Origin of the sequence: Escherichia sp. WS1451 (genome assembly GCF_046487365.1) — a bacterium.
In the GTDB taxonomy this organism is placed as follows: Bacteria; Pseudomonadota; Gammaproteobacteria; order Enterobacterales; family Enterobacteriaceae; genus Escherichia; species Escherichia coli.
Map to the genome: position 1 here is coordinate 14,556 of NZ_JBJQJP010000017.1, position 26,323 is coordinate 40,878.

Annotated in this window: 24 protein-coding genes; 11 read left to right on the forward strand and 13 right to left on the reverse strand. The window is 50.9% G+C overall.

The features are described 5' to 3' along the window. Positions 1–39: 39 nt before the first annotated feature. The 7 genes from acpT to nikR all read left to right on the forward strand — a co-directional run bounded on the left by acpT (position 40) and on the right by nikR (position 6,060). A complete protein-coding gene (acpT, locus tag ACJHX7_RS19135; RefSeq protein ID WP_000285789.1) occupies positions 40–627 on the forward strand; it encodes a 4'-phosphopantetheinyl transferase AcpT in 588 nt (195 codons plus the stop codon). A 110-nt stretch (positions 628–737) separates the two neighbouring features. Then, positions 738–2,312 (forward strand): nickel ABC transporter substrate-binding protein, encoded by a 1,575-nt coding sequence (nikA, locus tag ACJHX7_RS19140; RefSeq protein ID WP_022646227.1) that lies wholly within the window; start codon positions 738–740, stop codon positions 2,310–2,312. Then, complete coding sequence (gene nikB / locus ACJHX7_RS19145; protein ID WP_000947080.1) at positions 2,312–3,256, forward strand: nickel ABC transporter permease subunit NikB; 945 nt, start codon at positions 2,312–2,314, stop codon at positions 3,254–3,256. The genes nikA and nikB overlap by 1 nt, the downstream gene beginning before the upstream one ends. After that, the gene (gene nikC, locus ACJHX7_RS19150; RefSeq protein WP_001008963.1) at positions 3,253–4,086 is read left to right on the forward strand and encodes a nickel ABC transporter permease subunit NikC; all 834 of its coding nucleotides are present in this window, start codon (positions 3,253–3,255) and stop codon (positions 4,084–4,086) included. The genes nikB and nikC overlap by 4 nt, the downstream gene beginning before the upstream one ends. Beyond that, on the forward strand, positions 4,086–4,850 hold the full coding sequence (gene nikD, locus ACJHX7_RS19155) for a nickel import ATP-binding protein NikD (protein WP_094030326.1): 765 nt from the start codon (positions 4,086–4,088) through the stop codon (positions 4,848–4,850). The genes nikC and nikD overlap by 1 nt, the downstream gene beginning before the upstream one ends. Next, on the forward strand, positions 4,847–5,653 hold the full coding sequence (gene nikE / locus ACJHX7_RS19160) for a nickel import ATP-binding protein NikE (RefSeq protein WP_000173687.1): 807 nt from the start codon (positions 4,847–4,849) through the stop codon (positions 5,651–5,653). Before nikD ends, nikE begins: the two co-directional genes overlap by 4 nt. Before the next feature lie 5 nt (positions 5,654–5,658). Then, a complete protein-coding gene (gene nikR / locus ACJHX7_RS19165) occupies positions 5,659–6,060 on the forward strand; it encodes a nickel-responsive transcriptional regulator NikR (protein WP_001189000.1) in 402 nt (133 codons plus the stop codon). Positions 6,061–6,179: 119 nt separating this feature from the next. Here nikR and ACJHX7_RS19170 read toward each other — a convergent pair whose 3' ends face one another. The 8 genes from ACJHX7_RS19170 to ACJHX7_RS19205 all read right to left on the reverse strand — a co-directional run bounded on the left by ACJHX7_RS19170 (position 6,180) and on the right by ACJHX7_RS19205 (position 15,646). After that, positions 6,180–6,539 carry a type II toxin-antitoxin system HicB family antitoxin gene (locus tag ACJHX7_RS19170; RefSeq protein ID WP_000593555.1) on the reverse strand — a complete coding sequence of 120 codons (360 nt, stop codon included), beginning with the start codon at positions 6,537–6,539 and terminating at the stop codon, positions 6,180–6,182. After that, positions 6,536–6,811: a type II toxin-antitoxin system HicA family toxin gene (locus tag ACJHX7_RS19175; protein WP_001259770.1), complete on the reverse strand. Its 276-nt coding sequence runs from the start codon at positions 6,809–6,811 to the stop codon at positions 6,536–6,538. Before ACJHX7_RS19175 ends, ACJHX7_RS19170 begins: the two co-directional genes overlap by 4 nt. Before the next feature lie 72 nt (positions 6,812–6,883). Next, entirely contained in the window at positions 6,884–8,008 is a 1,125-nt protein-coding gene (locus tag ACJHX7_RS19180; RefSeq protein ID WP_001314210.1) for an ABC transporter permease, read from the reverse strand. After that, entirely contained in the window at positions 8,008–10,743 is a 2,736-nt protein-coding gene (rbbA, locus tag ACJHX7_RS19185; RefSeq protein ID WP_094030325.1) for a ribosome-associated ATPase/putative transporter RbbA, read from the reverse strand. Before rbbA ends, ACJHX7_RS19180 begins: the two co-directional genes overlap by 1 nt. Then, positions 10,740–11,807, reverse strand: a complete 1,068-nt coding sequence (locus ACJHX7_RS19190) for an HlyD family secretion protein (protein WP_094030324.1) — start codon at positions 11,805–11,807, stop codon at positions 10,740–10,742. Before ACJHX7_RS19190 ends, rbbA begins: the two co-directional genes overlap by 4 nt. Positions 11,808–11,869: 62 nt before the next feature. Next, on the reverse strand, positions 11,870–11,983 hold the full coding sequence (gene yhiY, locus ACJHX7_RS19195; RefSeq protein ID WP_213059938.1) for a hypothetical protein: 114 nt from the start codon (positions 11,981–11,983) through the stop codon (positions 11,870–11,872). A gap of 189 nt (positions 11,984–12,172) precedes the next feature. Next, positions 12,173–13,795: a DUF4049 domain-containing protein gene (locus ACJHX7_RS19200; protein WP_094030323.1), complete on the reverse strand. Its 1,623-nt coding sequence runs from the start codon at positions 13,793–13,795 to the stop codon at positions 12,173–12,175. A gap of 261 nt (positions 13,796–14,056) precedes the next feature. Beyond that, complete coding sequence (locus tag ACJHX7_RS19205; RefSeq protein ID WP_122992261.1) at positions 14,057–15,646, reverse strand: DUF4049 domain-containing protein; 1,590 nt, start codon at positions 15,644–15,646, stop codon at positions 14,057–14,059. Between the two features lie 382 nt (positions 15,647–16,028). Between ACJHX7_RS19205 and ACJHX7_RS19210 the strand changes: the two genes are divergently transcribed. Continuing rightward, positions 16,029–17,081 carry a DUF2776 domain-containing protein gene (locus ACJHX7_RS19210; RefSeq protein ID WP_001028902.1) on the forward strand — a complete coding sequence of 351 codons (1,053 nt, stop codon included), beginning with the start codon at positions 16,029–16,031 and terminating at the stop codon, positions 17,079–17,081. Positions 17,082–17,395: 314 nt separating this feature from the next. Here ACJHX7_RS19210 and ACJHX7_RS19215 read toward each other — a convergent pair whose 3' ends face one another. Then, a complete protein-coding gene (locus tag ACJHX7_RS19215) occupies positions 17,396–18,598 on the reverse strand; it encodes an NAD(P)/FAD-dependent oxidoreductase (protein ID WP_000439205.1) in 1,203 nt (400 codons plus the stop codon). A 231-nt stretch (positions 18,599–18,829) separates the two neighbouring features. On the opposite strand from ACJHX7_RS19215, the gene pitA reads away from it, so the two are divergent. Next, positions 18,830–20,329, forward strand: coding sequence for an inorganic phosphate transporter PitA (gene pitA / locus ACJHX7_RS19220; protein WP_000902780.1), 1,500 nt, complete (start codon positions 18,830–18,832; stop codon positions 20,327–20,329). Between the two features lie 70 nt (positions 20,330–20,399). On the opposite strand, the gene uspB is transcribed toward pitA, so the two are convergent. Beyond that, positions 20,400–20,735 (reverse strand): universal stress protein UspB, encoded by a 336-nt coding sequence (gene uspB / locus ACJHX7_RS19225; RefSeq protein ID WP_000626187.1) that lies wholly within the window; start codon positions 20,733–20,735, stop codon positions 20,400–20,402. Between the two features lie 390 nt (positions 20,736–21,125). Here uspB and uspA point away from each other — a divergent pair, with 390 nt between their 5' ends. Then, the gene (gene uspA / locus ACJHX7_RS19230) at positions 21,126–21,560 is read left to right on the forward strand and encodes a universal stress protein UspA (protein WP_000323571.1); all 435 of its coding nucleotides are present in this window, start codon (positions 21,126–21,128) and stop codon (positions 21,558–21,560) included. A 96-nt stretch (positions 21,561–21,656) separates the two neighbouring features. On the opposite strand, the gene ACJHX7_RS19235 is transcribed toward uspA, so the two are convergent. After that, complete coding sequence (locus ACJHX7_RS19235; RefSeq protein WP_211180512.1) at positions 21,657–21,710, reverse strand: protein YriB; 54 nt, start codon at positions 21,708–21,710, stop codon at positions 21,657–21,659. A 165-nt stretch (positions 21,711–21,875) separates the two neighbouring features. On the opposite strand from ACJHX7_RS19235, the gene dtpB reads away from it, so the two are divergent. Then, the gene (dtpB, locus tag ACJHX7_RS19240) at positions 21,876–23,345 is read left to right on the forward strand and encodes a dipeptide/tripeptide permease DtpB (RefSeq protein WP_001098652.1); all 1,470 of its coding nucleotides are present in this window, start codon (positions 21,876–21,878) and stop codon (positions 23,343–23,345) included. Between the two features lie 48 nt (positions 23,346–23,393). Here the strand turns inward: dtpB and rsmJ are convergent, their stop codons facing one another. Then, complete coding sequence (gene rsmJ / locus ACJHX7_RS19245; RefSeq protein ID WP_000686620.1) at positions 23,394–24,146, reverse strand: 16S rRNA (guanine(1516)-N(2))-methyltransferase RsmJ; 753 nt, start codon at positions 24,144–24,146, stop codon at positions 23,394–23,396. Between the two features lie 7 nt (positions 24,147–24,153). Beyond that, a complete protein-coding gene (gene prlC, locus ACJHX7_RS19250; protein WP_001298719.1) occupies positions 24,154–26,196 on the reverse strand; it encodes an oligopeptidase A in 2,043 nt (680 codons plus the stop codon). Positions 26,197–26,323 lie beyond the last annotated feature (127 nt).

A 26,323-nucleotide genomic window follows, 5' to 3' on the forward strand; every position in this document is an offset into this window, starting at 1 on the left:
GATACGCACTTTCATTTTCCATTAAACGTTGGCCCTGATATGTATCGGATAGTTCTGGGGAAAGTTTCGACCTTAAGCGCAGCTCCTCTGCCACCGGGTTTACGCGAGCAAGCACCGCAAGGTCCACGACGCGAACGCTGGCTGGCGGGGCGTGCATTGCTTTCGCACACGCTTTCCCCGCTACCGGAGATCATCTATGGCGAACAAGGCAAACCTGCATTCGCGCCGGAAACGCCGCTATGGTTCAACTTAAGCCATAGCGGTGACGATATCGCCCTGCTGTTGAGCGATGAAGGCGAAGTCGGCTGCGATATCGAAGTGATTCGCCCGCGCGCCAACTGGCGCTGGCTGGCGAACGCCGTATTCAGCCTTGGGGAACATGCCGAGATGGACGCCGTGCATCCTGATCAGCAACTGGAAATGTTCTGGCGCATCTGGACGCGCAAAGAAGCCATCGTTAAACAGCGTGGCGGCAGCGCCTGGCAAATCGTCAGCGTAGACAGCACCTATAACTCCTCGCTGTCAGTCAGCCATTGTCAGCTAGAAAATTTAAGCCTGGCGATCTGCACCCCTACCCCCTTTACGCTCACCGCCGACAGTGTGCAATGGATCGATTCAGTTAACTGATCCGCCCACCCGACTGCCCATCTATTGATCCAGAACAGGTAATCAGTATGACGAATACTTAAAATCGTCATACTTATTTCCGCCATCTATTTTAATCCATTGGGGTTACCATGTTCTCTACACTCCGCCGCACTCTATTTGCGCTGCTGGCTTGTGCGTCTTTTATCGTCCATGCCGCTGCACCAGATGAAATCACCACCGCCTGGCCGGTGAATGTCGGGCCACTAAACCCGCACCTTTACACGCCTAACCAAATGTTCGCCCAGAGCATGGTTTATGAACCACTGGTGAAATATCAGGCAGACGGTTCGGTGATCCCGTGGCTGGCAAAAAGCTGGACCCATTCAGAAGATGGCAAAACCTGGACCTTCACCCTGCGTGATGATGTGAAATTCTCTAACGGTGAACCGTTTGATGCAGAGGCCGCGGCAGAAAACTTCCGCGCTGTGCTCGACAACCGTCAACGTCACGCCTGGCTGGAGCTGGCAAACCAGATTGTTGATGTCAAAGCTCTCAGTAAAACCGAGCTGCAAATCACCCTGAAAAGCGCCTACTACCCTTTCCTGCAAGAACTGGCCCTGCCCCGTCCTTTCCGCTTTATCGCCCCCTCGCAGTTTAAAAACCACGAAACCATGAACGGAATTAAAGCGCCGATTGGCACCGGGCCGTGGGTTTTACAGGAATCGAAACTGAATCAGTACGATGTCTTCGTCCGTAACGAAAACTACTGGGGCGAAAAGCCGGCGATTAAAAAGATCACCTTTAACGTGATCCCGGACCCGACTACCCGCGCAGTAGCGTTTGAAACCGGCGATATCGATCTACTATACGGTAATGAAGGGCTATTACCGCTCGATACCTTCGCCCGCTTTAGCCAGAACTCGGCTTACCACACCCAACTGTCACAGCCGATCGAAACCGTGATGCTGGCGCTCAATACTGCCAAAGCCCCCACCAACGAGCTGGCAGTCCGTGAAGCTCTTAATTACGCGGTAAACAAAAAATCGCTGATCGATAACGCGTTGTATGGCACCCAGCAGGTCGCCGACACCCTGTTTGCCCCTTCCGTGCCCTATGCCAATCTCGGCCTGAAACCGCGCCAGTACGATCCGCAGAAAGCGAAAGCGTTGCTGGAACAAGCAGGCTGGACGCTGCCCGCAGGCAAAGACATCCGCGAGAAAAATGGTCAGCCGCTGCGCATTGAACTGTCGTTCATCGGCACCGATGCGTTAAGCAAATCAATGGCCGAAATCATTCAGGCTGATATGCGCCAGATTGGCGCGGATGTCACGCTGATCGGCGAAGAAGAGAGCAGTATCTATGCTCGTCAGCGCGACGGTCGTTTTGGCATGATTTTCCACCGTACCTGGGGCGCGCCATACGATCCACACGCCTTCCTGAGTTCAATGCGCGTACCGTCGCACGCTGACTTCCAGGCACAGCAAGGTTTAGCCGACAAGCCACTGATTGATAAAGAGATTGGCGAAGTGCTGGCGACACACGACGAAACACAACGTCAGGCACTGTATCGCGACATTCTGACCCGTCTGCATAACGAGGCGGTTTATCTGCCCATCAGCTATATCTCAATGATGGTGGTTTCAAAACCGGAACTGGGTAACATCCCCTACGCGCCGATCGCCACCGAAATCCCGTTCGAACAGATTAAACCGGTGAAACCTTAATGTTGCGTTATGTATTACGCCGCTTTCTGCTGCTGATCCCGATGGTGCTCGCCGCCTCGGTGATCATTTTTCTGATGCTGCGCCTCGGCACCGGCGACCCGGCGCTCGATTATCTGCGTCTGTCTAACCTGCCGCCGACGCCGGAAATGCTGGCTTCTACCCGCACCATGCTGGGGCTGGATCAGCCGTTGTACGTGCAGTACGGAACCTGGTTGTGGAAAGCGCTGCATCTTGACTTTGGTATCTCATTCGCCAGCCAACGCCCGGTGCTGGACGATATGCTGACCTTCCTGCCCGCCACGCTGGAGCTGGCGGGTGCGGCGCTGGTATTAATTCTGCTCACTTCCGTGCCGCTCGGCATCTGGGCGGCGCGCCATCGCGACCGCCTGCCGGATTTCGCCGTGCGTTTTATCGCGTTTCTTGGCGTGTCGATGCCTAACTTCTGGTTGGCGTTTTTACTGGTGATGGCATTTTCAGTGTATCTGCAATGGCTGCCCGCGATGGGTTACGGCGGCTGGCAGCACATCATTTTGCCTGCGGTTTCCATCGCTTTTATGTCGCTGGCGATTAACGCGCGTCTGCTGCGCGCCAGTATGCTGGACGTCGCCGGTCAGCGTCATGTGACCTGGGCGCGACTGCGCGGCCTGAACGACAAACAGACCGAACGCCGCCACATCCTGCGCAATGCCTCGCTGCCGATGATCACCGCCGTGGGGATGCACATTGGCGAACTGATTGGCGGGACGATGATTATCGAAAACATCTTTGCCTGGCCGGGCGTCGGGCGCTATGCGGTGTCGGCGATTTTCAACCGTGACTATCCGGTGATCCAGTGCTTTACGCTGATGATGGTGGTGGTTTTTGTGGTCTGTAATTTGATTGTCGATTTGCTCAACGCCGCGCTGGACCCGCGTATTCGTCGTCATGAAGGAGCCCACGCGTGAACTTTTTCCTCTCCTCCCGCTGGTCGGTTCGCCTGGCGCTGATCATTATCGCCCTGCTGGCACTGATTGCGCTCACCAGCCAGTGGTGGCTGCCGTATGACCCACAGGCGATTGATCTGCCGTCGCGCCTGCTTTCACCGGATGCGCAGCACTGGCTGGGTACCGATCATTTAGGGCGCGATATTTTCTCGCGGCTGATGGCGGCGACCCGCGTGTCGCTCGGCTCGGTAATGGCCTGCCTGCTGCTGGTGCTGACATTAGGGCTGGTTATTGGCGGCAGCGCCGGACTGATTGGCGGGCGCGTTGATCAGGCCACCATGCGCGTCGCGGATATGTTTATGACCTTCCCGACCTCGATTCTGTCGTTCTTTATGGTTGGCGTGCTCGGCACCGGGCTGACCAACGTAATTATCGCCATCGCCCTGTCGCACTGGGCGTGGTATGCACGCATGGTGCGCAGCCTGGTGATTTCACTGCGGCAGCGCGAGTTTGTACTGGCATCACGGCTTTCTGGCGCGGGCCATGTGCGAGTGTTTGTAGATCATCTGGCAGGTGCGGTGATCCCTTCGCTGCTGGTGCTGGCAACGCTGGATATCGGCCATATGATGCTACACGTCGCGGGGATGTCCTTCCTCGGCCTCGGCGTGACCGCGCCTACCGCCGAATGGGGCGTGATGATTAACGACGCGCGCCAGTATATCTGGACCCAGCCGCTGCAAATGTTCTGGCCGGGGCTGGCGCTGTTTATCAGCGTGATGGCCTTTAACCTGGTGGGTGACGCACTGCGCGATCATCTGGACCCTCATCTGGTGACGGAGCACGCACACTAATGCCGCAACAGATTGAACTACGTAATATCGCGCTACAGGCCGCGCAGCCGCTGGTGCACGGCGTATCGTTAACCCTTAAACGCGGGCGTGTGCTGGCGTTAGTCGGCGGTAGCGGCAGCGGGAAATCACTGACCTGCGCCGCGACGCTGGGCATTCTGCCCGCAGGCGTTCGCCAGACGGCGGGGGAAATTTTAGCCGATGGCAAACCGGTTTCTCCCTGTGCCCTGCGCGGCATCAAAATTGCCACCATCATGCAGAACCCGCGCAGTGCCTTTAATCCGCTTCACACCATGCACACCCACGCGCGGGAAACCTGCCTGGCGCTGGGGAAACCCGCCGATGACGCTACGCTTACCGCTGCCATAGAAGCGGTGGGGTTGGAAAACGCCGCGCGCGTGTTGAAGCTGTACCCGTTCGAGATGAGCGGCGGCATGTTGCAGCGCATGATGATTGCGATGGCGGTGTTGTGTGAATCGCCGTTTATCATCGCCGATGAACCGACCACCGATCTCGACGTGGTAGCACAGGCGCGCATCCTCGATCTGCTGGAAAGCATTATGCAAAAACAAGCGCCGGGAATCCTGCTGGTGACCCATGATATGGGCGTTGTGGCGCGTCTGGCGGATGACGTGGCGGTGATGTCACACGGTAAAATTGTCGAACAGGGCGATGTAGAAACGCTGTTTAATGCCCCCAAACATGCGGTAACGCGCAGCCTGGTTTCCGCTCATCTCGCCCTCTACGGTATGGAGCTGGCATCATGACTTTACTTAACGTCTCCGACCTTTCCCATCACTATGCGCACGGTGGATTTAGCGGAAAACATCAACACCAGGCGGTGCTGAATAACGTTTCCCTGACCCTGAAAAGCGGCGAAACCGTCGCTCTGCTGGGGCGCAGCGGCTGCGGAAAAAGCACTCTCGCGCGGCTGCTGGTAGGCTTAGAGTCTCCCTCACAAGGGAATATTAGCTGGCGCGGCGAACCGTTGGCAAAGCTCAATCGCGCCCAGCGTAAAGCGTTCCGCCGCGATATTCAGATGGTATTTCAGGACTCCATCAGCGCCGTGAATCCGCGCAAAACCGTGCGCGAGATCCTGCGAGAACCGATGCGCCACCTGCTATCGCTGAAAAAAGCCGAACAACTGGCGCGCGCCAGCGAAATGCTGAAGGCGGTCGATCTCGATGACAGCGTTCTAGACAAACGCCCACCGCAGTTAAGCGGCGGTCAGCTCCAGCGCGTCTGCCTGGCTCGCGCGCTGGCGGTCGAACCGAAACTACTGATTCTGGATGAAGCCGTTTCTAACCTTGATCTCGTGTTACAGGCGGGCGTCATTCGCCTGCTGAAAAAGCTACAACAACAGTTTGGCACTGCCTGCCTGTTCATCACTCATGACTTACGCCTGGTGGAACGCTTTTGCCAGCGAGTGATGGTGATGGACAACGGACAAATCGTCGAAACCCAGGCGGTGGGAGATAAATTAACCTTTTCCTCTGACGCCGGACGTGTGCTACAAAACGCGGTATTACCCGCATTCCCCGTGCGCCGTCGCACCACAGAAAAGGTTTAACGCAAATGCAACGAATCACCATCACGCTTGATGACGATTTACTGGAGACGCTGGACAGCCTGAGCCAGCGTCGTGGCTATAACAACCGTTCCGAAGCTATCCGCGATATTCTGCGGAGTGCCCTGGCGCAGGAAGCTACCCAGCAGCACGGCACACAAGGTTTCGCGGTGCTGTCGTATGTGTATGAACACGAAAAACGCGACTTAGCCAGCCGTATTGTCTCCACCCAGCATCATCACCACGATCTCTCGGTCGCCACGCTGCATGTGCACATTAATCACGACGACTGTCTGGAAATTGCCGTGCTGAAAGGTGACATGGGCGACGTGCAGCATTTTGCCGATGACGTTATCGCCCAGCGCGGCGTACGGCACGGGCATTTGCAGTGCTTGCCGAAGGAAGATTGAGTTATTTCTAAAACGAGGAAAGAAAAGATATTAACTGAACTTAATTTATAAAATTAAGTTCAGTTACATAGATAGATCCTGTAAAGGCAGATACTCTGCGTAATGCACGCCGCTAAAATTTATAAATGATTCAAACGCTCATTTAGCGTTTCAATAATATAAGTATTTACAGAGACTTGTTGCTGCGCAGCCGCATTATTAAGGCGTTCACTCAGCGATTCTGGATAGCGTAATGTAAAGGTCTTAATCTTTTCTGTACGCGCATACGGCTCAATACCCGCAGCTTTACAATCCTCAAGATACTCTCGCAGGGAAAGCTCCCCTTCTTTTTGCAGCCCCTGAATGCTGTCAGAGACAAAATCACAATAACCTGACAAGCCCAGGAATTTGCCACGAAATGCATTCAGTTCTGGCACGTAAGTGATAACAGCAGGTTGCCCGGCAATCTCCATAGAGTTTGGCGTCTTCAGTTTGATCATGGTTTTACCCCTATACTTAGTAACCAGTCACGCACGCTTTCTACAGCGCCTTTATCGGTATCTGGCGACGGATGAGGCCGATGGAAACACGCAACGCTCATATTTAGTATGAACTTACAACGCGAACCTCTTCCTTCCTTAATTTCTCCGCCTAATGCTTTAACCAGTGACTCTATATCAGACCACTTAATCCCTTGAGGAACAGGAGATTTAAATATTTGATCCAATGTATTTTTTTGTTTCTTCCGTAAAGCCTGTACCAGGGTTCTCATGGCATGTCCTTATGACTTCACTTTATGACATCAATAGTATGACATCACAATATGAAGTCAAGTTTCCCTTCCTTACGCCATTGTCCCAATCGTCTTCCTGAATCGCAGCAGTGCGATGGTGAAAAATGCGCCGCCAATTGCCATCAGCGTCAGGAACTGCGGCCAGACGATTTCGAATCCGGCACCACGGTAGAGAATGGCCTGCGCGAGGCTGACAAAGTGTGTCGTCGGCATGGTCAACATAATGTCCTGCACCATCTGCGGCATACTTTCGCGCGGCGTGGAGCCACCGGAAAGCATTTGCAGCGGCAGCAGCACCAGAATCACCAGCAGCCCCAGTTGCGGCATTGAACGCGCTATCGTCCCCATAAAAATGCCGATTGACGTGGTGGCAAACAGACTGAGCGCCACGCCCAGCATAAACAGCGGGATCGAGCCTTCAATCGGTACGCCCAGCACGCCTTTCACCATCAGTACCAGCGATAATCCCGACACCACCAGCACCACCAGCCCCATCGACCAGACCTTCGCCATCATGATCTCAAACGGCGTTATCGGCATCACCAGTAAGTGTTCCACCGTGCCGTGTTCACGCTCGCGGATCAGTGCCGATCCGGTCAACACAATCGCCAGCATGGTAATGTTGTTGATGATCGCCATCACCCCGCCAAACCACGCGGGATCGAGGTTCGGGTTAAAGCGCATCCGGGTTTCCAGCGATACCAACGGTTCGCTGTTATCACGGTAGCGCGCGACAAAGCTGTTCACTTCACCGTTGATAATATTCTGGATATACCCGTTGCCGGTAAATGCCTGGCTCATGCGCGTGGCATCGACGTTCACCTGAATATCCGGCTGGCGCCCGGCGAGGACATCACGCTGAAAATTAGGCGGAATATTTATCGCAAAGGTATAACGCCCGGCGTCCAGCCCGGCATCCATCTCATCGGCGGTGATCATCTCCGGTGGCAAAAACCACGGGCGATAGAAGCTGTTAACGATCCTGTTCGATAACTGCGATTGATCCATATCGGCAATGGCGATCGGCGCGAGGTTCAACGATCCTGGCGTAACGGTCGCTGACGAATACACCGACACCGTAAACGAGAAGACAATCAGCGTCAGCATCGCTTTATCACCGAGCAAACTGCGCAACTCTTTGATACCCAGATTAAAAATATTGCGTAAATGGCGCATCATCCCTCCTGTTTTTTCAGCAGCAGGATGCTTAAGCCCATCACCAGCGGGATGGCTATCAGCAACGGGATAAAAAGTTGCCACAAATCAGTCAGATCCAGCGCTTTCGAGAACGTTCCGCGGGCGATAGTCAGAAAATGACTGGTGGGATAAACCTCGCCGATCCAACGTCCTGGACCTTCCAGCGAAGCTACCGGATCGATCATCCCGGAAAACTGTGTCGCCGGGATCAACGTGATAATTGCCGTACCGAAAATGGCGGCAATCTGGCTTTTCATAAAGGTGGAGATCAGCAGCCCCATTCCGGTGGCGATGATGATATACAGCAGCGCCGCCAGGGTGAGCGTCAGGAAACTGCCTTTATGCGGTACGCCAAACACAAACACCGACAGGCCGCAGAGCAGGAAAAAGTTCAGCATCCCCAGCGCGATGTACGGTAGCTGTTTGCCAAGCAAAAATTCGCTACGGGTGGTGGGAGTCACGTAAAGGTTGATAATCGACCCCAACTCTTTTTCCCGCACCACGCTAAGGGCGCTTAGCATTGACGGGATCATCATCAGCAGAAGCGGGATCACCGCCGGAACAATCGCTGGCAGGCTTTTTACGTCCGGGTTATAGCGATAGCGCGTCTCAATGTTCATCAGCCCGCTTTGGCTGGAGGGTGTGGATTGTCGGCTCGCCACATCCTGTAGCCAGCTCTGGTGCATGGCCTGCACGTAACCTTTTACCGTTTCGGCACGGCTCGGCATCGCACCGTCAATCCAGACACCGAGTTCCACAGGCGTACCACGCGCGATATCACGCCCGAAATTGGGAGGGATCTCAATTGCCACCGTGATATCGCCCGCACGCATCCGACGATCAAGCTCGTCATAACTGGTGAGCGGCGGCTGTTCGATAAAGTAACGGGAACCGGAGAGATTGAGCGTCCACGCCTGGCTACTGACGGTCTGGTCGCGGTCGAGCACCGCAAAGCGCAGGTTTTCCACATCCATACTGATGCCGTAACCCATTATCAGCATCAGGATCACCGTTCCCATCAGCGCCAGCGTCGAACGTACCGGATCGCGGCGCAGTTCCAGTGCTTCGCGACGGCTGTAGCTAAACAGACGGCGCAGGCTAAATCCCTGACGCGGCGCGTGGGTGGTGTCATGTACCACGGGCGGCGCTTCGGCTTCGCTGCTCTGCCCTGCCGCTTCCTGCAAATAGGCGATAAATGCCTCTTCCAGACTGGCGGCTCCGCGTTTTTCAACCAGCTCCTGCGGTGTACCGCTGGCAAGCACTTTTCCGGCGTGCATCAGGGAGATGCGGTCGCAACGTTCCGCTTCGTTCATAAAGTGAGTGGAGATGAAGATAGTCACTTTGTCCTGACGCGAGAGATCGACCATCAACTGCCAGAACATATCCCTCGCCACCGGATCGACACCAGAAGTAGGCTCATCGAGGATTAACATCTCCGGGCGATGAATCACCGCCACCGCCAGCGAAAGCCGCTGGCGAATGCCGAGCGGCAATGACTCCGGCAGAACATCTTCAACGTCGTTGAGCTTAAAACGCTCGCTCATTTCAGCCACTCGCGCGGGAATTTCCGCTTCCGGGATATGAAACAGACGAGCATGTAACTCCAGGTTTTGCCGCACGGTGAGTTCGTTATAGAGCGAAAACGCCTGCGACATATAGCCCACCCGACGGCGAGTATCGATATCTTTTGGATCAACCGGTTGCCCGAACAGCCACGCCTCACCTTCGCTGGCGGGCAGCAATCCGGTAAGCATTTTCATGGTGGTGGATTTACCGCAGCCGTTCGAACCAAGAAAACCAAAAATCTCCCCGCGTGGAATGCGGAAATTGACGTGATCAACGGCAACGAAGGAACCAAAACGCATGGTCAGATCGCGCGCTTCAATGGCAATTTCTGCGTTTTCAGCTTGATACGGTGGGATCACTACCGCCTGATGCGCCTGGCGTTGCGCTTGCGGTAACAGATTAATAAATGCTTCTTCCAGCGTGGCGCTTTGCGTTTGCTGCCGCAGCTCTTCGGCGCTGCCAGTCGCCAGTACTTCTCCGGCATTCATCGCTACCAGCCAGTCGAAGCGTTCGGCCTCTTCCATGTAGGCGGTGGCGACCAGCACGCTCATATTGCTCTGCCGCTGGCGAATACTGTCGATCAGATCCCAGAACTGGGCGCGGGAGAGCGGGTCAACCCCCGTTGTTGGCTCATCAAGAATCAACAGTTCCGGGTCGTGAATTAACGCACAGCACAGCCCAAGTTTTTGCTTCATCCCGCCGGAGAGTTTCCCTGCCGGACGATCGCGAAACGGTGCTAACCCGGTGCTGGTCAGCAGCTCATTGATTCGCACTTCCCGCTCCGCTTTGTCGTGACCGAACAGGCGAGCGAAAAAATCGACGTTTTCATACACCGACAAGGTGTGGTAGAGATTTTTGCCCAGCCCCTGCGGCATCCAGGCGATGCGCGGGCAGACGTCGCGGCGATGCTTCGGGTCGCGCATATCGCCGCCCAGCACGATCACATTGCCCTGCTCAATGACGCGGGCACCGGAAATCAATGACAATAAACTCGACTTCCCGACGCCATCCGGACCAATCAGCCCAACCATGCAGCGGGCCGGAATATCGAGAGTGATATTGTTCAGCGCAACGGTTTTTCCATAATGCTGGCTCACGCCCGCCAGTTGCGCGACAGGCGGGACGGGAACCAGTTCCAGATGCGTCATTGCGGCAACCTCACCGCCAGGTCTTCAGGCCACGGAAGTTCTTCATTCACCCGCACCCACGCTACGCCCGGCAAACCGGTTTTGACATATTCCAGATGCTGCTGGAGTAATTCCGGTGGGATACGCGCTTTGACACGGAACATCAGTTTCAGCCGTTCATCGCTGGTTTCGACGGTTTTTGGCGTGAACTGGGCGACGCTGGCGACAAAACTGATGGTCGCCGGAATACGCAGATCTGGCGCGGCATCGAGGATCAGCCGGGCTTCACCGCCAAGTTTCAGCGTGCCCGCCTGTTCGGTTGGCAGGAAGAAGGTCATATAGACGTCGCTGAGATCGACCATATTCAGCACCCGACCGCCTGCCGCCAGCACTTCCCCTGGCTCGGCAACCCGATACTGCACGCGTCCGTCACGCGGGGCTTTCAGTTCGCTGTCATCGATATCTGCGGCAATGCGCCGTTCAGTGGCTTGCGCGGCTTCGACGCGAGTTTGCGCCTGAATGATATTGGTGCGTGCCGCCTCTATAGCGGCTTTAGAAGCAGAAACCTGGGCTTTTGCTGATTCCAGCGCAGCTCGGGCGCTCTCAGCGGCGGCGCGGTCGTCATCCAACTGTTGCGCAGAAATAGCTCCACGTTGGGCAAGCGAGCGGGAACGCGTATGACGTTTAGCCACGGAGTCCAGTTCGGCCTGGCGTTGATTGACCAGCGACTGTGCGGCACGAGTTTCGCTTTGCCGTTGCTCCAGCAAAGCCTGCGCGGCGGCAATGGCGCTTTGTGCCTCTTTGATTTGCGCGATGGCTTCCAGTCGCTGTTCCTGCAACACGCGAGTATCCATCTTCGCCAGTACTTCGCCTTCGCGAACAAACTGGCCTTCTTTCACCAGAATGGTGTCGATACGCCCGGCAATTTTGCTGGCGATATCCACTTCCGTCGCTTCAATGCGCCCATTACTGACAGCAAAGCCTTCCGGCACACCTGCCGGGCGCAACAGCCACCACGCCACGATAGCGGCCACCGCCAGTAACCCGACAACCCACCACGCCAGATGGCGCTTACTCTTATCCATAATCGACCCGCCATAATCCCTGTAAGCAAACGACGCGTGTTACAACTGCCGCCGAACGACGTTCAGCAGATTCTTCCATCCGGGATAAGAAGGAAACGGCAAATACGACCAGCGCGCAGAGCATTGAGCGCCAACGTGGAAGGCTTAGTGAAAACGGGTAGTAATGTTGTCATCATCAGCATTCCTGGCCGTAAATGAAACACGCATACTCATAAGTGTGATCTATAAAACTGGCTGACAAAACGGTATCCATCCTGTTGGATAGCGTTTCACGCCTGTTCAGTTGCAGGAACAGAGCATTCCTTATTACGTTTTATCAACAGTCTCAACCAGATAGTAACATTAATATTCATGTTGTCTATGGTTCATAGCTGTAACATTGTGCGCCTTCTAATCAAAGGCATAAGTCCATTTTTGTTTTTTTCATGCTGGTAAGACTTCCAGGGAGTGGTTATCTCAGGCCCCGCACCAGGGTTAATTTGGCAATTATGCATGCTGAACATTCTTCCAGCATGTTTACTGTCACGGGCGTTAAGACCTAAAACTGTCCCCGTTTCACCTATGCGTTCTCTCCCACCATTTCCGTTATGTGCAACAACTTGATTTATACCTAACATTTGTGAGCATGCTAATAGTGCTTCAAGTTTAGGTCTGTAATCTGTCGAAACAGAAAAATAACGATTAAAGGATCGACAAGAGATAGCCCGGCTAGTTTTAAACTTTTTACCATTAATTATAGTATGATGCTTTTTATTAATAATTGCCGCTAATTCGACCGGATCGAGAGCATTGGTCATTTCATCAATAGAGACTGTTATCGGTCCTATAATGTAACGTTTTCGCTGATCATCAAAAGTTATCCCATGATGATTTGCCATTATTTTGTATTTGGGGTCATAGAAACATACAGGATACTCTTTTATCCCGTCGTAGGTATCCTCATCAAGTGGTTTCATACGCGTGAAGTTCTGCATATAGTTACCATTGCAATTCGTTTCATGATTACCAGCTAATACATGAAAATTTTCATTGATACTCATTATGCGTTTTAACAAATCGATGATAAATTGATCGCCACAGATATTACTAAATCGATCGCCGGTTTGGTCCCCCAGAAACGTACATGGCGTCACTGCGCCTTTATTAATAACTAAATATGGCTGAATACTTTCTAAAACAACATCTCTTCTGTTCAGAATACTGATTATTGTATTAACATTAATGTCTAGTTCCTCATTAATGTTTTCCCTTAATAAAACATTGAGAACTTCATCTTCTATATTAAGCAACTGGCTAAGAAAATTTACTCCTTCAGCCATAATTCCCAAATGTCCCGTTGCGAAAAGCGCGTACAAAACTGCACCGACTGAGCCATCGGTATCACCAAAATAGGTTGGTCTGGTACTTGTGGGATCAACGGGTGAACAATTGGAGAAATAGATTCTGTCAGCGAACTGGGGTTTTATAATTGTTTCGAATTTAATATCAGATACATTATATTGCGATATTTTCCAGTCCCAGATGGGTTTGTACGACTCAGTAACTGCAACATCATTAGCATTATCATTTACTGTCATATTATTAAGTAAATAAACAATGCTGCACCAATTAATATCGGTATCATCAAGAGGGCAACCGTAATTTTTACTATTAATTGTCACAATAAACTGATAACTATTATTCCTACGTAGAATATGGGCACGCATGCCCGATAGCATACTATATTTTTCTGAATGATTCGTTTCTATGGTAAATGAAATTTTGTCATCTTGAAAAGATTGTTGGAAACGTTCTATTTGCCAATCATCAATTTTTTCCACAACTTCACCGAGCATTGTCCTGGCAATACTTGATATATCATCACCTATACCATTTGCAATATACCCAAACAGTTCTTTAGTGAAGTTAGTAACATGCTCTTGCACCATATCATTTGTTGCGATAGTCGTTATACTGTCGTTAGTGCCTGCCACAGTTCCAAGTTTCATCTTTTACCTCATATAATTCACCGCAAGGAATACATAGTTATCATTTAATCTTATGACATACACCTCATGTTCGACGGGAAAATAATTATATTTTGCACAAATCATTCAGCCTTAAAGCATAATATGAAATTTCTTATCTCATAGTAGAGAAAGTCCCTAAAGATTGTAGAGGCGTCATCAGTACATGCCTCTACAATCGATTAAGAAAAACTATGAAATACTGGCAGGATTAAAAAGACATACCACAGCACTCATGGAGTTTTAATGTGGTTGAAAACAACTAAGCCCTGGGACACCTTTTTTATCACCACGTTCGTTAGGTGCTATCTTCCAGGAATTTAGCCCCATGATATAATTATCAATTTTTTGATGCTGATCTACCCCTAATCCATAATGGCCATATTTCTGTTTACTTTTTTTGAGCGTCTGTCCACATTTGAAGATATCTTCAGGTTTTGGTCTGAAAGCAGTAGTGTTATTAAAATAATTGTCATATACAGGTGTGGATGCTATAGCATTGCTTCTAATTAGATGGATAAGACGATCATCCATGTGTTGTTTATGTTTTTTATTAAATATATTTGCTAATTCCTCAGGATCAATTGGGTCTTTCATCTGATTAAATGGAACCTGCAAAGCACCTAGACAATAACATTCATTTTCTTCATTTCTTATTATTCCGTGATGACTGGTTAAAACTTTCGTTTCTGAGTCATAATTACAAACATCGAGCGTTTTAATTAAGTTATATGTATCACCGGAAGAGAGTTTATGATTTGCTAGTCGGGCACTATAGTTACCATTAAAATTGATTTCATGATTTCCAGCCAGAACGACGACATTTTTATTTATACGACTATCTTTATTACCCTCCATGTTTCGCATAGAATTTAGCAAAGTAAGGATATATTTATCACCAAAAATAGTACTAAATCTATCGCCTGTATGATCCCCAAGGAAGATACAAGGGGTAATCGCATCGCCTTTTAAAAAAACATGTTGATGCAACTCATTCAAGTGCATGTCTCTCTTATCTAATAAAGTGAAGAGTTTTTTCAATTTTTTATTTTCATATGCGAATGAAGCCATGTCTTCGTGTTTTAATAAATCACATAATAAACTCCACCCCTTTTCCCTGATGCCTATATGCCCTGAAACGAGCAATGCATAAAGTACAGCGCCTACTCTTCCATCTGTATCGCCAAAATAAGCCGTGTTGGCATTTTGTGGGTTAATCACACCACACTGTTTATAAAAGTCTATTTTTGAAAAAACAGATTCAACATAGCTATCAAACTTTTCCTTAGTAAACGTCTCTTTAGAGACAGCCCAACGCCAGTCAGGTTTGAAATTACCACTAAGAAGAGTAAAGAAATTTCTCTCTATGATAGAAAACCCATCAACTTTATAAATTATGTCTGATTTATCCCCGGAGAAATTAATAAAATAATAACCGTCCTTACGCTCAATCGTAACGGTAATGGGAGACGATAATTTTATCACATGGTTATTGTCTGGTATAATTGTAAAGATAAACGTGTCAGTAGTATTATCGGCGAAACTATTATATTCTTTAATATCTATAGATGGCTCACTATTGTAAAACCATATTTTTTCTATCTGAGAACTATGTTCAGTTACGTTCCAGCAGCCATGTTGCAGGAAATAGATGATATGCAGGCCAAAATCGTTATCTATTTGCAAATGTTTATCCAGCTTATCAATTTCAACTATCTTTGAACGATGTTTTTTATCAACCTTGCCATGGTGTTGATGACTGTTAACTTTATCTGAATGCTTATCTTGATGGTTTGAAGAGATGTGCTTAAATATATTGTGAAATACTTTCATAAATAACCCGTGATATTTTTGACTTGTTAGTAACAAAATAAATGACACATGTCTGAAAGACATATTTACGATGATACAAAGCAATAATACTTATATGTTCGATGATTTTAAGCACCGATACCATCCGGTCTTTTACCAAATAATGAAAAAGAATCCCTCCCTGGAAGATAATTGTAAAAAACAACAGAATAAGAATTAATCTTAGGATAAATATTTATTTACCATGGCCTTTTGAACGCTGAAAAGTAGCGCTCTGCAAAGTAAATCCCGCTATAGTTATGCTATGCATTTGTCTTTAATGATATCTCGTCATTATATTAACAGGCTGAAATTATCATTAATGCACATTTCAATATTAGCAGGGATACCTGAGGAGTTTAAAGTGAACATATATATCGGGTGGCTTTTCAAATTAATCCCTTTAATTATGGGCTTAATTTGTATCGCGTTAGGTGGCTTTGTGCTGGAAAGTTCTGGGCAAAGTGAGTATTTCGTCGCGGGTCATGTGCTGATTTCTCTGGCAGCCATATGCCTGGCATTATTCACTACCGCATTTATTATCATTTCGCAGCTCACGCGCGGCGTTAATACGTTTTACAATACATTGTTCCCCATTATTGGCTATGCGGGGTCAATTATCACCATGATATGGGGTTGGGCACTGTTAGCAGGCAATGATGTGATGGCAGACGAGTTTGTTGCCGGCCATGTTATTTTTGGCGTTGGTATGATTGCCGCCTGTGTATCGACAGTGGCAGCGTCATCCGGTCACTTTCTGCTCATTCCCAAAAACGCAGCAGGGAGCAAGAGCGATGGAACACCGGTACAGGCTTATTCGTCATTAATCGGTAATTGCCTCATTGCCGTTCCCGTTTTACTCACCCTGCTCGGTTTCATTTGGTCTATTACGCTGTTACGTAGTGCAGACATAACTCCGCATTATGTCGCCGGTCACGTATTGCTTGGGTTAACCGCAATCTGTGCCTGTCTAATTGGCCTTGTTGCCACAATCGTCCATCAAACACGTAATACGTTCTCATCCAAAGAACACTGGCTGTGGTGTTATTGGGTTATTATTCTCGGCTCAATCACGGTGCTGCAGGGCATATACGTCTTAGTCAGCTCCGATGCAAGCGTCCGACTGGCTCCCGGCATTATTCTCATTTGCCTCGGAATGATCTGTTACAGCATATTCTCAAAAGTCTGGCTACTGGCACTGGTCTGGAGACGTACCTGTTCGTTAGCCAACAGAATACCGATGATTCCCGTCTTCACCTGCCTGTTTTGCCTTTTCCTGGCATCGTTTCTTGCGGAAATGGCGCAGACCGACATAGGGTATTTTATTCCTTCGCGGGTTCTGGTCGGTTTGGGAGCGGTATGCTTTACGTTGTTCTCAATCGTTTCAATATTAGAAGCGGGTTCTGCTAAAAAATAATTGCAACGTACCGGATAAAACCAGCGTTGATTATTTGCGTAACGCTGGTTTTTCTTAGGTATCATGAAATAACGCAGCATTAATGCATAGTGGTTAAGTATAAATAAACAGCAAAGTTGCTGATTTTTTCAACCTGTTCATATTTTATAAAGATCTGGCCACTGGGGGAGTTTTAATCACCTTTCCCTCCACCTTATATTAAGCATGGAGGGTTTCAGTTCACAGGCTCATTAGAAAATAATCACAAGATAACCACTATCAAAATTAGCTCATTTTTAATGCGACTCTAATAATTTTCATCTTTAGGAAATAGCTCAGGACGACTTCGCTGCAATCAAATCCTGCGCACAAGCCCACGCACTCGACCACGCCCACTGGAAATTATAGCCCCCCAGCCAACCGGTGACGTCCATCACTTCGCCGATGAAGTACAGCCCAGGTACTTTGCGCGCTTCCATCGTCCGTGAAGAGAGTTCGTTGGTGTCCACGCCGCCGAGCGTCACTTCGGCAGTGCGATAGCCTTCAGTGCCGTTGGGTTGTACGCGCCAGTCGGTCAATGTGCTAATCAGTGCCTGTTGGTCACGCACGTTGAGCTGTTTTAGCGAGACATCCGGGATTTGCCCGAGTTGTTGTAAACGTTCAACCAACCGCTTCGGTAGATGAACCGCCAGTGTGTTTTTCAGGCTCTGATTCGGATGTGCATTACGCTGCTCATTCAGGAAGGTTTCGAGGTCCACATCCGGTAGCAGATTGATACTGACAAATTCACCCGGTTGCCAGTAGCTGGAAATTTGCAACACCGCCGGTCCAGATAAGCCGCGGTGGGTGAAGAGTAAGTTCTCACGGAAAACGGTGCCGTTTTCAGCGGTAATCACGGAAGGCACCGCCACGCCCGCCAGCACCTGTAACTCTTCGAGCAACGGTTTATGCAGAGTGAATGGCACCAGGCCCGCGCGGGTCGGCAGCACGTTGAGGCCAAATTGTTCGGCAATCTTATAACCAAACGGCGATGCGCCCAGCCCCGGCATTGACAGTCCACCGGTCGCGATGACCAGCTTTTCGCAACCGACAGTCATGCCGTTCAGTTCAAGCGTGAAGCCTGTTTCATCCTTCGCCACACTCAGCACTTCGCTACGCAATCTGAAGGTCACATTGCCCTTCTCGCACTCATCCACCAGCATGTCGACAATCTGCTGCGCGGAGTCATCGCAGAAGAGTTGCCCTAACGTTTTCTCGTGCCAGGTGATGCCGTGTTTATTGACCAGATCAATGAAATCCCACTGGGTAAAACGCGCGAGTGCAGACTTACAAAAATGCGGATTCTGGCTCAGATAAGCGCCCGGTTCGACATAAAGGTTGGTAAAGTTGCAGCGCCCACCGCCAGACATGAGGATTTTGCGCCCTGGTTTTTTACCATTATCGATCAGCAGAACCCGGCGTCCTGCCTGACCTGCCAGCGCAGAACAGAACATACCTGCCGCACCAGCGCCTATAATAATGGCATCAAACCTTTCCACGTTGCGCTCCTCTAAGAAAAAACGGGCGTGAATTGTAAAGATTCCTCAGTGGTCGCACCAGCATCAATATTACTAAAAGGAAGTATTTGCCTGAATTATATAAGATAATTATTTTTTGAGTGAAATCCATACAGGAGGCAAATCAAAAAAAGTCTATATTTCACTTTGCCCGCGCCGCGAAAGTCACTGATAATGCGCCGCGTTCATGTCCTCAAAATGGCGTAACGTCCTATGCTACATTTGTTTGCTGGCCTGGATTTGCATACCGGGCTGTTATTATTGCTTGCACTGGCTTTTGTGCTGTTCTACGAAGCCATCAATGGTTTCCATGACACAGCCAACGCCGTGGCAACCGTTATCTATACCCGCGCGATGCGTTCTCAGCTCGCCGTGGTTATGGCGGCGGTGTTCAACTTTTTGGGTGTTTTGCTGGGTGGTCTGAGTGTTGCCTATGCCATTGTGCATATGCTGCCGACGGATCTGCTGCTTAATATGGGATCGTCTCATGGCCTTGCCATGGTGTTCTCTATGTTGCTGGCGGCGATTATCTGGAACCTGGGTACCTGGTACTTTGGTTTACCTGCATCCAGCTCTCATACGCTGATTGGCGCGATCATCGGGATTGGTTTAACCAATGCGTTGATGACCGGGACGTCAGTGGTGGATGCACTCAATATCCCGAAAGTATTAAGTATTTTCGGTTCTCTGATCGTTTCCCCTATTGTCGGCCTGGTGTTTGCTGGCGGTCTGATTTTCTTGCTGCGTCGCTACTGGAGCGGCACCAAGAAACGCGCCCGTATCCACCTGACCCCAGCGGAGCGTGAAAAGAAAGACGGCAAGAAAAAGCCGCCGTTCTGGACGCGTATTGCGCTGATCCTTTCCGCTATCGGCGTGGCGTTTTCGCACGGCGCGAACGATGGTCAGAAAGGCATTGGTCTGGTTATGTTGGTATTGATTGGTGTCGCACCAGCAGGCTTCGTGGTGAACATGAATGCCACTGGCTACGAAATCACCCGTACCCGTGATGCCATCAACAACGTGGAAGCTTACTTTGAGCAGCATCCTGCACTGCTGAAACAGGCTACCGGTGCTGATCAGTTAGTACCGGCTCCGGAAGCTGGCGCAACGCAACCCGCGGAGTTCCATTGCCATCCGTCGAATACCATTAACGCGCTCAACCGCCTGAAAGGCATGTTGACTACCGATGTGGAAAGCTACGACAAGCTGTCGCTTGATCAACGTAGCCAGATGCGCCGCATTATGCTGTGCGTTTCTGACACTATCGACAAAGTGGTGAAGATGCCTGGTGTGAGTGCTGACGATCAGCGTCTGTTGAAGAAACTGAAGTCCGACATGCTTAGCACCATCGAGTATGCGCCGGTGTGGATCATCATGGCGGTCGCGCTGGCGTTAGGTATCGGTACGATGATTGGCTGGCGTCGTGTGGCAACGACTATCGGTGAGAAAATCGGTAAGAAAGGCATGACCTACGCTCAGGGGATGTCTGCCCAGATGACGGCGGCAGTGTCTATCGGCCTGGCAAGTTATACCGGGATGCCGGTTTCCACTACTCACGTACTCTCCTCTTCTGTCGCGGGGACGATGGTGGTAGATGGCGGCGGCTTACAGCGTAAAACCGTAACCAGTATTCTGATGGCCTGGGTATTTACCCTTCCGGCTGCGGTACTGCTTTCCGGCGGGCTGTACTGGCTCTCCTTGCAGTTCCTGTAATCGTACGCACCAAAACGAGCGGGTCAGTTTACTGGCCCGCTTTTTTTATGCGTCATTATTGCTGAAGTGCTTAATGCCAAATCATCAATGCAATCAGGCTGACCACCACCAGACCACACAATGCGCTGGTCAGAATAAACTGCCGACGCACCCGCTCACAGCGGCGAATAAACTCATCATCGTGATGATCGCGATAACGTTGGGCATAGATATACCAAACGAGACGCACCTGTTTGTTGGGTTGGCCATGTGAGGTAAAAAAGCCCCCTCCATCAACATATTGATAGAGCAATGGATCGCAGTTACGCAGTACCACTAACAACGCGCGTAGTGATGAGAAATAGCGCGCCATGTTAACAATGCAAACGACACATAAAGCCCAAAATAATGCGACGGTGCTTATCATACCTCCTCCCCGGCGACCTGCCCGCGGAGTTCCACCCCGGGGCTACCGCTCCCGATACGCTGCCAATCAGTTAACACCAGGTCCTGGAGAAACCGCTTTTGTGGTGACCAACATCCGAGCGGCTCTATAGATAGTGTAGGAGATCAGGTTGTTTTTTTTCCAGAAGGTTAACCACTATCAATATATTCATGTCGAAAATTTGTTTATCTAACGAGTAAGCAAGGCGGATTGACGGATCATCCGGGTCGCTATAAGGTAAGGATGGTCTTAACACTGAATCTTTACGGCTGGGTTAGCCCCGCGCACGTAGTTCGCAGGACGCGGGTGACGTAACGGCACAAGAAACGCTAGCTGGCCAGTCATCGACAACTTTATGGAAGGAGTAACACTATGGCTTATAAACACATTCTCATCGCGGTCGACCTCTCCCCGGAAAGCAAAGTTCTGGTAGAGAAAGCAGTCTCTATGGCTCGCCCCTACAATGCGAAAGTTTCTCTGATCCACGTAGATGTAAACTACTCTGACCTATACACCGGGCTTATCGATGTGAATCTGGGTGATATGCAGAAACGCATCTCTGAAGAGACACATCATGCACTGACCGAGCTTTCCACTAATGCAGGCTACCCAATCACTGAAACCCTGAGTGGCAGCGGCGACCTGGGCCAGGTTCTGGTCGATGCAATCAAGAAATACGATATGGATTTGGTGGTTTGTGGTCACCACCAGGACTTCTGGAGCAAACTGATGTCTTCCGCACGTCAGCTGATCAACACCGTTCACGTTGATATGCTGATTGTTCCGCTGCGCGACGAAGAAGAATAATCTTCCCTCTACGACGTGTTCCTGAACGCCCGCATATGCGGGCGTTTTGCTTTTTGGCGCGCCTTGTTACCTTGCAGCGTAAACACCTTATCTGGCCTACGGTCTGCGTACGCAATCAAAATCCCCTGCCAATACAACATTTAACACCATCATATTTTCCATCATTAGTGTGATCAGCTGGTTATTTTCTGTTGTAATAGTGTATTAATCTATTCACCGCATCAATATTAAGAATCTCTGACAGATGTAAACTTTTTCGCGCGTTATCCCTTACGCGTTCATACTTTTCAGGATGGTATTGGAAGGTTAATAAATATGAATACAACAACACCCATGGGGATGCTGCAGCAACCTCGCCCATTTTTCATGATCTTTTTTGTCGAGTTATGGGAGCGATTCGGCTACTACGGCGTGCAGGGCGTACTGGCTGTTTTCTTCGTTAAGCAGCTTGGATTCTCGCAAGAACAGGCTTTTGTCACTTTTGGTGCTTTTGCTGCGCTGGTCTATGGCCTCATTTCCATTGGCGGCTATGTCGGCGACCACCTGCTGGGGACCAAACGCACCATTGTTCTCGGAGCACTTGTGCTGGCGATTGGCTACTTCATGACCGGCATGTCGCTACTTAAGCCTGACCTGATTTTCATCGCCCTGGGGACTATCGCTGTCGGTAACGGCCTGTTTAAAGCTAACCCAGCCAGCTTGCTTTCGAAGTGCTATCCGCCGAAAGATCCGCGGCTTGATGGCGCATTTACCCTGTTCTATATGTCGATCAACATCGGCTCGTTGATAGCGTTATCGCTGGCCCCTGTGATCGCTGATAGATTCGGCTATTCAGTCACCTACAACCTGTGCGGTGCGGGATTAATTATCGCGCTATTGGTTTACATCGCCTGTCGCGGAATGGTGAAAGACATTGGTTCTGAACCCGACTTCCGGCCGATGAGCTTCAGCAAACTGTTGTACGTGTTACTTGGCAGCGTGGTGATGATCTTCGTCTGTGCATGGCTGATGCACAACGTAGAAGTCGCCAATCTGGTGCTGATTGTTCTCTCCATCGTCGTCACCATCATTTTCTTTCGTCAGGCATTCAAGCTGGATAAAACCGGGCGCAATAAAATGTTTGTCGCCTTTGTCCTGATGCTCGAAGCGGTGGTGTTTTACATTCTCTACGCCCAGATGCCAACGTCGCTGAACTTCTTTGCCATCAACAACGTGCATCATGAAATTCTCGGCTTTTCCATCAACCCGGTCAGCTTCCAGGCGCTTAACCCGTTCTGGGTGGTACTCGCCAGCCCAATACTGGCAGGCATTTACACGCATCTGGGTAACAAAGGCAAAGATCTCTCGATGCCGATGAAGTTTACTCTCGGCATGTTTATGTGCTCACTGGGCTTTTTGACGGCTGCAGCGGCTGGAATGTGGTTTGCTGATGCACAAGGACTGACATCGCCGTGGTTTATCGTGCTGGTGTACTTATTCCAGAGCCTGGGTGAACTGTTTATTAGCGCCCTGGGCCTGGCGATGATTGCTGCCCTGGTGCCGCAGCATTTGATGGGCTTTATTCTCGGGATGTGGTTCCTGACGCAGGCTGCCGCGTTCTTGCTGGGCGGCTATGTGGCAACATTTACCGCAGTACCAGACAACATTACCGATCCGCTTGAGACGTTGCCCGTCTATACCAACGTGTTTGGTAAGATTGGCCTGGTTACGCTGGGCGTTGCGGTGGTGATGCTGCTGATGGTGCCGTGGCTGAAACGCATGATTGCGACGCCCGAAAGCCATTAATTATTCTTGCAGAAAGCAGGGTAGCGATAACGCTACCCTGCTTTACTTTTACACCGGCGTACCTGCATAAATATCAAACCTATGCCCTTTAGTGACTACCGCGTTTGGCGTGGCGACATTCGCCAGCGGCGGCGCGTAGTCCGGGCGCTTTACCACCACGCGTTTGGTCGCCAGCAGCCGCGCAGGCTCCAGCAATCCATCAGCGTCGAGATCCGGTCCCACCAGCGACTGAAAGACGCGCATCTCTTTTTTCACCAGCGCGCTTTTCTGCTTATGCGGGAACATCGGATCGAGATAGACCACCTGCGGGCGCGGAGTAATATCAGTCAGCGCCGTCAGGCTGGAGGCGTGAATTAACTGCAAACGCTCCTGCAACCAGCCGCCGATTTCCGCATCCGCATAACCACGCGCCAGGCCGTCGTCGAGCAATGCAGCAACGACTGGATTACGCTCCAGCATCCGCACGCGGCAGCCGACTGAAGCCAGCACAAAGGCATCGCGCCCAAGTCCTGCAGTGGCATCCACCACATCCGGCAAATAATCGCCTTTAATGCCCACCGCTTTCGCCACTGCCTCCCCACGTCCGCCGCCGAATTTGCGTCGGTGCGCCATCGCTCCGCCAACAAAATCAACAAAGATGCCGCCAAGTTTTGGCTCATCACGCTTGCGCAATTCCAGATGTTCCGGCGTTAACACCAGCGCCATCAGGTTGTCTTCATCGTGCTCCAGCCCCCAGCGGGCCGCCAGAACAGATAAGGCACCGTCTCCGGTGCCTGTTTCATCAATTAAGCAGATTTTCACTGAATGATCAGCCCTTAATGCCGTAATGCTCCAGCATCGCATCCAGTTGCGGTTCACGACCACGGAAGCGTTTGAACAGATCCATCGGCTCTTCTGAACCGCCACGGCTCAGAATGTTGTCGAGGAACGACTGCCCGGTTTCACGGTTGAAAATGCCCTCTTCCTCAAAACGCGAGAAGGCATCTGCCGCCAGCACATCGGCCCACAGGTAGCTGTAGTAACCCGCCGCATAACCACCGGCAAAAATGTGGCTGAAAGCATGCGGGAAACGGCCCCAGGACGGAGACGGCACCACGGCAACCAGTTTCTTGATTTCTGCCAGAGTTTCGAGGATTTTCGCCCCCTGATCCGGGCGGAACTCGGCATGGAGGCGGAAATCGAACAGGCCGAACTCCAGCTGGCGCAGGATAAACAGCGCCGCCTGGTAGTTCTTCGCCGCCAGCATTTTATCCAGCAACTCTTTCGGCAGCGGTTCTCCGGTTTCATAGTGACCAGAGATAAACGCCAGCGCCTCAGGCTCCCAGCACCAGTTTTCCATAAACTGGCTCGGCAGTTCGACCGCATCCCACGGCACCCCGCTGATACCAGATACACCAGCAGTTTCAATGCGGGTCAGCATATGATGCAGGCCGTGACCGAACTCGTGGAACAGCGTGATTACTTCGTCATGAGTAAACAGCGCCGGTTTACCATTCACCGGGCGGTTGAAGTTACAGGTCAGGTACGCGACCGGTTTTTGCAGCGAACCGTCGGCTTTACGCATCTGGCCTACGCAGTCATCCATCCACGCTCCGCCGCGCTTGTTCTCACGGGCATACAGGTCGAGGTAGAAGCTACCGCGCAGTTCGTTGTTCTCGTCATACAGTTCGAAGAAACGTACATCCGGATGCCAGACATCAACATCTTTACGCTCTTTAGCGGTGATGCCGTAAATACGTTTCACCACTTCAAACAAGCCGTTAACCGCTTTGTTTTCCGGGAAGTACGGACGCAGCTGTTCGTCACTGATGCTGTAGAGATGCTGTTTTTGTTTTTCGCTGTAGTAAGCGATATCCCACGGCTGCAACTCATCGACGCCAAATTCGGCTTTGGCGAAGGCACGCAGTTGCGCCAGCTCTTTTTCGCCTTGTGGACGCGCGCGTTTTGCCAGATCGGTTAAGAAATCCAGCACCTGCTGCGGATTTTCTGCCATTTTAGTAGCAAGGGATTTAAAGGCGTAGTTTTCAAAGCCCAGCAGTTGCGCCAGTTCGTGACGCAGCGCGAGGATCTCTTCCATCACCTTGCTGTTGTCCCACTTACCGGCGTTCGGACCTTGATCGGAGGCGCGGGTGCTGTAAGCGCGATACATCTCTTCACGCAGAGCCTGGTTGTCGCAGTAGGTCATTACCGGCAGGTAGCTTGGGATATCCAGCGTCAGCAAATAACCTTCCAGCTCTTTCGCTTCAGCCTGGGCTTTTGCCGCAGCCAGCGCGCTTTCTGGCATCCCCGCCAGTTCCGCTTCGTCGGTAACGAGTTTGGTCCAGCCCATCGTCGCATCGAGAACGTTGTTGCTGTACTGGTTGCCCAGTTCAGAAAGACGGGTAGCAATTTCGCCGTAACGCTGCTGTTTCTCTTTCGGCAGACCGATGCCAGAGAGTTCGAAGTCGCGCAGTGCGTTATCAACCGCTTTCTTCTGCGCCGTGTTCAGCGTGGCGTAATGATCGCCATCGCGCAGGTCGCGATACGCTTTATACAGTCCTTCATGTTGCCCAACCCAGGTGCTGTATTCCGACAGCAGCGGCAGGGTTTGTTCGTACGCTTCACGCAGTTCCGGGCTATTTTTCACCGAGTTCAGGTGGCTGACCGGAGAGAAGATACGCCCCAGCACATCGTCCACTTCCGCCAACGGCTGGCAGAGATTTTCCCAGGTGTACGGTGCCCCTTGCGCTACTACGCGCTCCACATTTTCGCGGCAGTCGTTCAGCGCCTTAGTCACGGCTGGAACGACATGTTCCGGGAGAATTTTAGAAAACGGAGGCAATTCAAAGGGAGTCAGTAACGGATTCGTCATTAGCGCAGTCCTGGTTAAAGAGGTTAAGGAAGCGCTCAACAGGCGCTTTACATAATGTGTGTAGCATGGGGTTAAGTGTAGTGAATTTCAATGAGAAACGTTACGCTTTCGCGGCGGCGGCCTCTTT

Coding starts and splice junctions, on each gene's coding strand:
- acpT (WP_000285789.1), top strand. CDS start 40: ATGTATCGGATAGTTCTGGGGAAAGTTTCGACCTTAAGCGCAGCTCCT.
- nikA (WP_022646227.1), top strand. CDS start 738: ATGTTCTCTACACTCCGCCGCACTCTATTTGCGCTGCTGGCTTGTGCG.
- nikB (WP_000947080.1), top strand. CDS start 2,312: ATGTTGCGTTATGTATTACGCCGCTTTCTGCTGCTGATCCCGATGGTG.
- nikD (WP_094030326.1), top strand. CDS start 4,086: ATGCCGCAACAGATTGAACTACGTAATATCGCGCTACAGGCCGCGCAG.
- nikE (WP_000173687.1), top strand. CDS start 4,847: ATGACTTTACTTAACGTCTCCGACCTTTCCCATCACTATGCGCACGGT.
- nikR (WP_001189000.1), top strand. CDS start 5,659: ATGCAACGAATCACCATCACGCTTGATGACGATTTACTGGAGACGCTG.
- ACJHX7_RS19170 (WP_000593555.1), bottom strand. CDS start 6,539: ATGATCAAACTGAAGACGCCAAACTCTATGGAGATTGCCGGGCAACCT.
- ACJHX7_RS19175 (WP_001259770.1), bottom strand. CDS start 6,811: ATGAGAACCCTGGTACAGGCTTTACGGAAGAAACAAAAAAATACATTG.
- ACJHX7_RS19180 (WP_001314210.1), bottom strand. CDS start 8,008: ATGCGCCATTTACGCAATATTTTTAATCTGGGTATCAAAGAGTTGCGC.
- rbbA (WP_094030325.1), bottom strand. CDS start 10,743: ATGACGCATCTGGAACTGGTTCCCGTCCCGCCTGTCGCGCAACTGGCG.
- ACJHX7_RS19190 (WP_094030324.1), bottom strand. CDS start 11,807: ATGGATAAGAGTAAGCGCCATCTGGCGTGGTGGGTTGTCGGGTTACTG.
- yhiY (WP_213059938.1), bottom strand. CDS start 11,983: ATGATGACAACATTACTACCCGTTTTCACTAAGCCTTCCACGTTGGCG.
- ACJHX7_RS19200 (WP_094030323.1), bottom strand. CDS start 13,795: ATGAAACTTGGAACTGTGGCAGGCACTAACGACAGTATAACGACTATC.
- ACJHX7_RS19205 (WP_122992261.1), bottom strand. CDS start 15,646: ATGAAAGTATTTCACAATATATTTAAGCACATCTCTTCAAACCATCAA.
- pitA (WP_000902780.1), top strand. CDS start 18,830: ATGCTACATTTGTTTGCTGGCCTGGATTTGCATACCGGGCTGTTATTA.
- uspB (WP_000626187.1), bottom strand. CDS start 20,735: ATGATAAGCACCGTCGCATTATTTTGGGCTTTATGTGTCGTTTGCATT.
- uspA (WP_000323571.1), top strand. CDS start 21,126: ATGGCTTATAAACACATTCTCATCGCGGTCGACCTCTCCCCGGAAAGC.
- dtpB (WP_001098652.1), top strand. CDS start 21,876: ATGAATACAACAACACCCATGGGGATGCTGCAGCAACCTCGCCCATTT.
- prlC (WP_001298719.1), bottom strand. CDS start 26,196: ATGACGAATCCGTTACTGACTCCCTTTGAATTGCCTCCGTTTTCTAAA.